The sequence below is a fragment of the Micromonospora sp. AMSO31t genome (assembly GCF_008868175.1).
In the GTDB taxonomy this organism is placed as follows: Bacteria; Actinomycetota; Actinomycetes; order Mycobacteriales; family Micromonosporaceae; genus Micromonospora.
The window spans coordinates 1-8002 of sequence record NZ_WBKT01000223.1; the positions used below are offsets into that span (position 1 = coordinate 1).

The 8002-nt window shown below is 74.4% G+C and carries 10 protein-coding genes; 9 read left to right on the forward strand and 1 reads right to left on the reverse strand.

Going from position 1 to position 8002, the window contains the following annotated elements; all coding sequences use genetic code 11:
* The first annotated feature begins 43 nt into the window (after positions 1 to 43).
* The 4 genes from F8274_RS28900 to F8274_RS28915 all read left to right on the forward strand — a co-directional run bounded on the left by F8274_RS28900 (position 44) and on the right by F8274_RS28915 (position 1946).
* Positions 44 to 727, forward strand: coding sequence for a FadR/GntR family transcriptional regulator (locus F8274_RS28900; protein ID WP_151465520.1), 684 nt, complete (start codon positions 44 to 46; stop codon positions 725 to 727).
* A gap of 39 nt (positions 728 to 766) precedes the next feature.
* Positions 767 to 1225: a large conductance mechanosensitive channel protein MscL gene (gene mscL / locus F8274_RS28905; protein WP_151465521.1), complete on the forward strand. Its 459-nt coding sequence runs from the start codon at positions 767 to 769 to the stop codon at positions 1223 to 1225.
* Between the two features lie 77 nt (positions 1226 to 1302).
* Complete coding sequence (locus F8274_RS28910) at positions 1303 to 1551, forward strand: hypothetical protein (RefSeq protein WP_151465522.1); 249 nt, start codon at positions 1303 to 1305, stop codon at positions 1549 to 1551.
* 29 nt (positions 1552 to 1580) lie between these two features.
* Entirely contained in the window at positions 1581 to 1946 is a 366-nt protein-coding gene (locus tag F8274_RS28915) for a hypothetical protein (protein WP_151465523.1), read from the forward strand.
* 14 nt (positions 1947 to 1960) lie between these two features.
* Here the strand turns inward: F8274_RS28915 and F8274_RS28920 are convergent, their stop codons facing one another.
* The gene (locus F8274_RS28920) at positions 1961 to 3169 is read right to left on the reverse strand and encodes a benzoate/H(+) symporter BenE family transporter (RefSeq protein WP_151465524.1); all 1209 of its coding nucleotides are present in this window, start codon (positions 3167 to 3169) and stop codon (positions 1961 to 1963) included.
* 60 nt (positions 3170 to 3229) lie between these two features.
* Between F8274_RS28920 and F8274_RS28925 the strand changes: the two genes are divergently transcribed.
* The 5 genes from F8274_RS28925 to F8274_RS28945 all read left to right on the forward strand — a co-directional run bounded on the left by F8274_RS28925 (position 3230) and on the right by F8274_RS28945 (position 7921).
* Complete coding sequence (locus F8274_RS28925; protein WP_151465525.1) at positions 3230 to 3793, forward strand: helix-turn-helix domain-containing protein; 564 nt, start codon at positions 3230 to 3232, stop codon at positions 3791 to 3793.
* Positions 3794 to 3886: 93 nt separating this feature from the next.
* On the forward strand, positions 3887 to 4606 hold the full coding sequence (locus tag F8274_RS28930) for a PP2C family serine/threonine-protein phosphatase (protein ID WP_151465526.1): 720 nt from the start codon (positions 3887 to 3889) through the stop codon (positions 4604 to 4606).
* Between the two features lie 51 nt (positions 4607 to 4657).
* A complete protein-coding gene (gene eis / locus F8274_RS28935; protein ID WP_151465527.1) occupies positions 4658 to 5857 on the forward strand; it encodes an enhanced intracellular survival protein Eis in 1200 nt (399 codons plus the stop codon).
* A 40-nt stretch (positions 5858 to 5897) separates the two neighbouring features.
* Positions 5898 to 6647 (forward strand): ZIP family metal transporter, encoded by a 750-nt coding sequence (locus F8274_RS28940; protein ID WP_151465528.1) that lies wholly within the window; start codon positions 5898 to 5900, stop codon positions 6645 to 6647.
* Between the two features lie 83 nt (positions 6648 to 6730).
* Positions 6731 to 7921 carry a hypothetical protein gene (locus F8274_RS28945; protein ID WP_192580038.1) on the forward strand — a complete coding sequence of 397 codons (1191 nt, stop codon included), beginning with the start codon at positions 6731 to 6733 and terminating at the stop codon, positions 7919 to 7921.
* Positions 7922 to 8002 lie beyond the last annotated feature (81 nt).

Here is an 8002-nt window from a genome sequence, read left to right on the forward strand (position 1 = left end):
AAACCTACAATCATGGGATGAATTTCGGCAGGAGGTGTAACCGGTGACACCCGCCGTCGATTCCGTCGCCGTGCCGCCACGCGGCCACCGGGTGCGCCAGACCATCGAGCAGCTCCGGGGCCGGATCCTCGGCGGCGAGTGGCCGGTGGGCGCGAAGATCCCCACCGAGCCGCAGCTCGTCGCCGCGCTGGGCGTCGGGCGGAACACGGTCCGCGAGGCCGTCCGGGCGCTGGTGCACGCCGGGGTGCTGGAGTGCCGGCAGGGCTCCGGCACCTACGTGGTGTCGACCGACGAGCTGGCCCCGGTGGTGGCCCGTCGGCTCACCGACGACCGGATGGCCGAGGTGATCGAGGTCCGGCGCGCCTTCGAGGTGGAGGCCGCCCGGCTCGCCGCGCTGCGGCGTACCCCCGAGGACCTGGCGGCGCTCGACGGCGCGCTCGCCACCCGGGAGGCCGCCTGGCGCTCCGGCCGGGTCGGTGAGTTCGTCGAGGCGGACGCCGCGCTGCACACCGCCGTGGTGGCCGCCGCGCACAACGCCATGCTGGCCGAGCTCTACGCGTCGGTCGGCGCCGCGCTGCGCAGCACCGTGGCCCAGGCGATGGGCGAGACCCTGGAGCCCGAGCGGTACGTGGACCACGGCCGGCTGGTCGAGGCCATCCGGGACGGCGACCCGGCCCGGGCGGCGATCGAGGCCGGTGCTTTTCTCGAAGCCCCCTCCCGGGCATAGGTTGTGCCGGACGGAAATTCGGACAGCACGGGAGTACGGATGCTCAAGGGCTTCAAAGACTTCATCATGCGCGGCAACGTCGTCGACCTGGCGGTCGGCATCGTCATCGGCGCCGCCTTCACCGGGGTGGTCACCCAGCTCACCAAGTCGTTCCTGGAACCGCTGATCAAGGCGATCGGTGGCGGCGAGGGCCAGTTCTCCGGCTCTTGGGAGATCACCAAGGACAACTACATGGACTGGGCCGCGTTCATCAACGCGGCGATCACCTTCCTGCTCACCGCTGCGGTGCTCTACTTCCTCGTTGTCTACCCGATGAACAAGCTCGCCGAGCGGCGCAAGCGCGGCGAGGAGCCGCCGCCCGCCGCCCCGAGCGAGGAGGTCAAGCTGCTCACCGAGATCCGGGACGCGCTGCTCGCCGGCAACCAGGGCACGCCGGCCCAGCGCGGCGCGCTGGACGACGTGCTCGGCCGCCGGCAGGAGCCCCCGGCCGTGCGCTGACCCCATAGCCGATCGGCCCCCGTGGGAATCCCGCGGGCGCCGACGTGTGTCGAACACATGTTCGATAGAGTCCCGGCATGGAGCAGCGCAGGCACTGGTGGAACGGGAAATGGGGGCGGCTGGCCCGGCGGGACGTCTTCCTCCGGGTCGACGCCGACCGCTGGCACGTCGAGCAGCGCGCCGGCGGCGCCGAGGGGGTCTCCCAGTTCTACGAGTACGCCAGCGTCGAGGAGGCCGAGGAGACGGTCCGGGCGCTGCTGGAGGGGCCGGACACGTGGCGCGAGCTGTCCCCGCGCCCGCCGAGCGGCTGGGCCCCGCCCGTTTAGCGCCCGCGCGCCTCGGGAACCGCGCCTGTATGAGCCAGCAGCAGGACAGCGTCTCCCGGGTCACCACCGGCATGCGGGTGGTGGACTCCACCGGCGTCGAGGTGGGCACCGTGGATCTCGTCCAGCGCGGTGACCCGGCCGCCGTGACCGTGCAGGCGCCCGCCCCGGTGGACCCGGGCAGCAGCCTGGACGAGTTGATCGAGTCGGCGGCCGCCGAGGAGCCGGACGTCCCGGCCGACCTGGCCGCCCGGCTGCTGCGCGAGGGCTACCTCAAGGTCTCCACCGAGCTGGCCCGCACCGGCGCGGTCTACGTGCTGGCCGACCGGATCGCGGCGGTCACCGACGACGGCGTGCGCCTCACCGTCCCCGCCGGCGAGCTCCCCCCGGAGGAATGACTCGCGTCGCCTGATCAGCCGGCCCGGGCCGGAGCGGCCGGCTCCGGTGCCGGCTCGGCGACCGGCGGCGGGGCCGGGCGACGGCGGCGGAACAGCAGGAGCATCAGCCAGCCGGCGACCAGCCCCCAGAACGCGCCGCCCACGCCGAGCAGGCTCACCCCGGAGGCGGTGACCACGAAGGTGACCACGGCGGCCTCCCGGGCGTCCGGCTCGGCGACCGCCGCCGCGACCGCGCCGGCCAGCGCGCCGAGCAGCGCGAGACCGGCCACCGCCTCGACCAGGACCGGCGGGGAGAGCAGCACCAGGGCGGTGGCCACGCCCGCGCCCAGGCCGAGCAGCGCGAGACCGATCCCCGCGGTGACCGAGGCGATCCAGCGCCGCTCCGGGTCGGGGTGCGCGTCCGGGCCGGCCGCCAGCGCGGCGGTGATCGCGGCCAGGTTCACGGCGTGCCCGCCGGCCGGCGCGCCGAGCGCCGTGGCGAGCCCGGTCACGCGGAGCGCCGAGCCCAGCGGGGCGCGGTATCCGTAGCCGGCCAGCACGGCCGTGCCCGGCACGTTCTGCGCGGCCATGGTGACCAGGAACAGCGGCAGCGCCAGCCCGACGATCGCGGGCAGGGTCCAGGCGGGCGCGGTCAGCACGACGGCCGGGGCGGCGTCGATCCGGGCCGGCCCGGACGCGGTCAGCGCGATCGCCACCACCGCCACGGCGAGCGCGCCGGGCACGGCCCAGCGGCGGGCGAACCGGTGCAGCAGGAGCCAGGCGAGCACCACCGGCCCGGCCAGCCGGGGCACCTCGACCAGGGCCCGGACGGGCGCGGTGCAGAGCGGCAGCAGCACCCCGGCGAGCATGGCGCTGGCGATCGGCGCGGGGATCGCGGCGACGGCCCCGCCGAGCGCGGGCACGAGCCCCGCGGCGACGATCAGCAGGCCGGTGAGCAGGAAGGCGCCGACCGCCGCCGGCCACCCGCCGGGCACCGGCCCGGTGGCGACGAGCAGCGCGGCGCCCGGGGTGGACCAGGCGATGGCCAGCGGCAGCCGGTGCCGCAGGCCGAGCCAGACCGCGCAGCAGCCGCTGGCGACACAGAGGGCGAGCAGCCCGGAGGCGGCCTGCGCCTGGTCGGCGCCCACGGCGCGCAGCCCGGCGAGCACGACCGTGAACGAGCTGGCGAAGCCGACCAGGGCGGTCACCACGCCGGCCAGCACGGGTTGCAGTCGACCGGCCATCGTTCTCCCCCTCGCCTGCCGTTCCGTTTACGGAACGGGCCGATGTAGCACCATAGCCCCATGGCAGCTGCCCCACCAGCCGGTGACCGGACCGCCGAAGCCGTCGGCCGGCGGATCCGCGCCCTCCGCGAGGAGCGGGGGATGTCCCTGTCCACGCTCGCCCGGCTGGCCGGCGTCGGGAAGGCCACCCTCTCCGGGCTGGAGAACGGCACCCGCAACCCCACCCTGGAGACCCTGTACGCGATCACCGCCCAGCTCGGCGTGCCGCTCACCGCCGTGCTCTCCGGACCGGCGGAGACGCCGACCGTCCGCGGCGCCGCCGTGGGGGCCACCCTGCTGGAGGTCTTCAGCGACACCGACGCGACCTACGAGCTCTACCGGATGCGGGTCAGCCCCGGTCCGGCGCAGCTCTCCCCCGCACACCAGGCCGGCGTCACCGAACACGTCACGGTCTTCGCCGGCGTGCTCCGCGCCGGCCCGGTGGACGCCCCGGGGACCGCCGGCCCCGGGGAGTACCTCCGCTGGACCTCCGACGTGCCGCACAGCTACGCGGCCGTCGGCGACGAGGAGGTCCGCGCGAGCCTGCTGCTGCGCTACCCACGAGCGGCCACAATGGATGGTTGATACATACCGCGTGTGCAAGTGGCCGACATTTCTTTCAGCAGACCCAGCAATGCGTAGAGACGCGGACCCGATGTTCTTGGCAAGCTTGTCCCCATGACGCTGATCCTCCGCTCGGCCATCCTGAACGACGTCGGCCTCGTCCGGACCAACAACGAGGACTCCGCCCTCGCCGGTGACCGCCTCGTGGCGGTGGCCGACGGCATGGGCGGCCTCCCCGCCGGCGAGGTGGCCAGCGAGATCGTCATCCGCATCCTGGACGAGCTGACCCCGCCGACGGCTCCCGACGAGGCCGCCGACGCCCTGCGCGCCGTGGTGAGCACCGCCAACCAGCGCATCCGCGCGGCCATCACGGTCGACCCGGCGCGCGACGGCATGGGCACGACGATGACCGCCGCCCTGCTCGCCGGCGACACCCTGGTCCTCGCCCAGGTCGGCGACTCCCGCTGCTACCTGCTGCGGGACACCGAGCTGACCCAGCTCACCCGGGACGACACCTTCGTGCAGGCGCTCGTCGACCAGGGCGCACTCTCCCCCGACCAGGCCCGCCACCACCCGCAACGCTCGCTCGTCACCCGGGCCGTGCAGGGCTCCGACGCACCGCCGGCCGTCGGGGTACTCACCGTGTTCGCCGGCGACCGGCTGCTGCTGTGCAGCGACGGCCTCTCCGACTACGTGGAGGACGCCGCCATCACCTCGGCCCTGGTCACCTACGGCGACCGGCAGCAGTGCGGCGAGCAGCTCGTGAAACTCGCCCACCAGGCCGGCGCTCCGGACAACGTCACCGTGGTCGTCTCCGACGTCACCGAGGCCTGAGCCGGTCCGATTCGGGTTGCGCCGCCCGGTCCCTCGGGTTGGGATGAGCGGATGCGCATTCGCCGCTTGGCCGCCGAGGAACGTCTGACCACCAGCTTCCCGCTCCAGGCGTACGCCTTCGAGACATCGCCGATGGCCGTGTCGCGGACCGAGGAGTTCCGCGCGTACCTGCCGTACAACGCGGGCAACCGGACGCTGATCGTCGAGGAGGACGGGATCACGGCGGCCTCCGTCTCGGCGGTACCCATGCGGCAGAACCTGCGCGGCGCCGTGCTGCCGATGGCCGGCGTCGCCGGGGTGGCCACCCATCCGCTGGCCCGCCGGCGCGGGCACGTGCGCACGCTGCTGCATCAGCTCCTCGACGAGATGCGGGACGAGGGGCACCAGCTGACCGCGCTCTACCCGTTCCGCGCCTCCTTCTACGAGCGCTTCGGCTACGTCGGGCTGCCCCGTCGGCGTACCGCGGTCTTCTCCCCCGCGGACCTGGCCCCGCTGCTCCGCGCCGAGCTGCCCGGCGAGGTGGTGTGGGAGCGGGTCGGCGCCGGCTACGAGCGGTGGCGGGCGTACACGGAACGCTGCCTGCGCGAGCGGCACGGGTTCGCCGCCTTCCCGGACTTCCGGGCGGTCGGGCTGCGCGACCGGGACGACCGCTGGCTGGTCACCGCCGTCCGGGACGGCGAGACGGTCGGCGCGGTCACCTACCGGATCGACGACCACGGCGGCACGCTGATCGCCGACGACCTGCTGGCCGGCGACCCGTACGCCCGGGCGTCGCTGCTCCAGTTCTTCGCCCGCCACGTCGACCAGGTCGAGCGGATCAGCGTCGAGCTGCCCGCCGACGAGCTGCCCGAGCTGTGGCTCACCGACCTCGCCGTGCACGTGGAGGCGCGGGTGTCCCGGCCCGGCTCGCCCGCCCCGATGGCCCGGCTGCTCAGCCTCGACGCGCTCGCCGACCAGCCGGTCCTGACCGGCCGGGTCACCGTCGAGCTGGTCGGCGACCGCTGGCTGGCCGGCACCCACCTGCTCGACGGCACCACCGGCACGCTGGAGGTGCTGCCGGCGGACGCCGCCGCGGCGGGCACCGTGCCGGGCGCGCGGCTCACCGCCGCCGGGCTCTCCGCCCTGGCGTACGGGGTGCTGGACCCGGCCGAGGTGGCGGTGCGCGGGCTCGGCGAGGTGCCGGTCGACGCCGCCGCCGAGCTGCGCCGGATCTTCCCGCGGGCGCTGCCGTACCTGTTCGCCGACTTCTGAGCCAGTTTCCGATCTCCGGGCCGGGGGTAGGGTCCTGCGGGTGCCGGAGTGGTTGGAAGCGGGCTTCTGGGGGCTGGTGGCCGGGTCCGCCCTGCTGATCGGAGCGGCCGTCGGGTTCTTCGCGCGGGTGCCGCGCCGGGCCATCGCCTCGGTCATGGCGTTCGGCGCCGGGGTGCTGCTCTCGGCTGTCTCCTTCGAGCTGATCGCCGAGGCGCACGAGCAGGCCGGGCTGAAGCCGGTGGTCATCGGCGCGACGGTGGGGGCGCTCGCCTACACGGGGGCGAACATTCTGCTGGCCCGGCGCGGTGCGCGGCACCGCAAGCGCTCCGGCGACGAGCAGCCCTCCGAGCAGGATCAGCCCGGTTCCGGCGCCGCCATCGCGGTCGGCGCGGTGCTGGACGGCGTACCCGAATCGGTGGTCATCGGCGCGAGCCTGCTGGCCGGCGGCCCGGTCAGCCTGGTCACGGTGCTCGCGGTCTTCCTCAGCAACGTGCCCGAGGGCATGTCCAGCGCGGCCGGCATGCGCCAGGCCGGCCGGACTCGCCGCTACGTCTTCCTGCTCTGGACGGCGATCGCCGTGGTCTCCGGCGCGTCGGCCCTGGCCGGCTACGTGCTGCTCGGCGGCGCCCCGCCGGCGCTGCTGGCCACCATCACCGCGCTCGCGGCCGGCGCGATCCTGGCGATGATCACCGACACCATGGTCCCGGAGGCGTTCGAGAACGCCCACCTGCTGGTCGGTCTCATCACCGTGCTCGGCTTCCTGGTCGCGTTCGCCTTCTCCCACACCTGACGCCGGCACGGCGTGGCTTAGGGGCAGGTTAAGGATCCCGGCCGGAGTCGTGCGGCGGCGGGCGGTCCTCCTAGCATCGGGCGGTGCGTGTGAAGTCCGCTGTCACCCTCCTCGTCCTCGGTCTCGCCACCGCAACGCTGCCCGCCTGCGGAGGCGGCCAGCCGGCGGGCTCGCCCGCGCCGGTCGCCGCCACCAGCGACACCCCCGCCGGCCGGACGCCGCCCCCGACCGGCGACCCGAGCGCCCGGGCCGGTCTGGGCACCGCCAAGCCCAGTGCCACTCCCGCGGCGGCCGCGTTCCGGGCCGGCAACCCGGCCGGGCATGCCGCCGTGCCCGCCGAGGCGCGAGCCGTGGACACGTCGCGCCCGACCCGTACGGTCGGCACCGGCACGCCCGCGAGCTGCACCTCCGCGGCGGTGGTGAAGGCCGTGGCGGCCGGCGGGATCATCACCTTCGACTGCGGCCCGGCCCCGGTGACCATCACGATGAAGGCGACCGCGAAGGTGGTCAACTCGCACGGCCCGCGGGTCGTGCTGGACGGCGGCGGCAAGGTCACCCTGAGCGGCGGCGGCCAGCGCCGGATCCTCTACCAGAACACCTGCGACCAGGCCCAGGGCTGGACCACCTCGCACTGCCAGAACCAGGACCACCCGCAGCTCACCGTGCAGAACCTGACCTTCGCCGACGGCAACTCCACCGGCGACCGGACCGAGGGCGGCGGGGGCGGCGCCATCTTCGTACGCGGTGGCCGGCTCAAGGTGGTCAACACCCGCTTCGTGGACAACCGCTGCGACCGGACCGGCCCGGACCTGGGCGGCGCCGCGCTGCGCGTGCTCAGCCAGCACGACAACAAACCGGTGTACGTGGTGAACAGCACCTTCACCGGCGGCGTCTGCGCGAACGGGGCGGCGACCAGCAGCATCGGCGTCTCCTGGACGGTGCTGAACAGCGTCTTCCGCGACAACCGGGCGGTCGGCAGCGGCGCGAACCCGGCCCGGTCCGGCAGCCCGGGCGGCGGCAGCGGCGGCGCGATCTACTGCGACGGCAACGAGTTCACCGTCCGGATCGCCGGCACGATCATCGAGGACAACACGGCGAACGAGGGCGGCGGCGCCATCTTCTTCGTGAGCAACAACCGCACCGGCACCATGAAGATCGAAACCTCAACGCTCCGCCGAAACCCCAGCAAGGGCTTCGAAACCCAGGGCTTCCCCGGCATCTTCTTCCTGGGCGCCCACCCCCCAACGGTGTCCAACTCCCGCGTAACGCGCTGACCTGATCAACGAGGCTGCGGTCAGTAGGGGTTGCGGTGGCCGGGGAGGCGGGCCTTCAGGAGGGCCGTCGGGCGGCCGGGG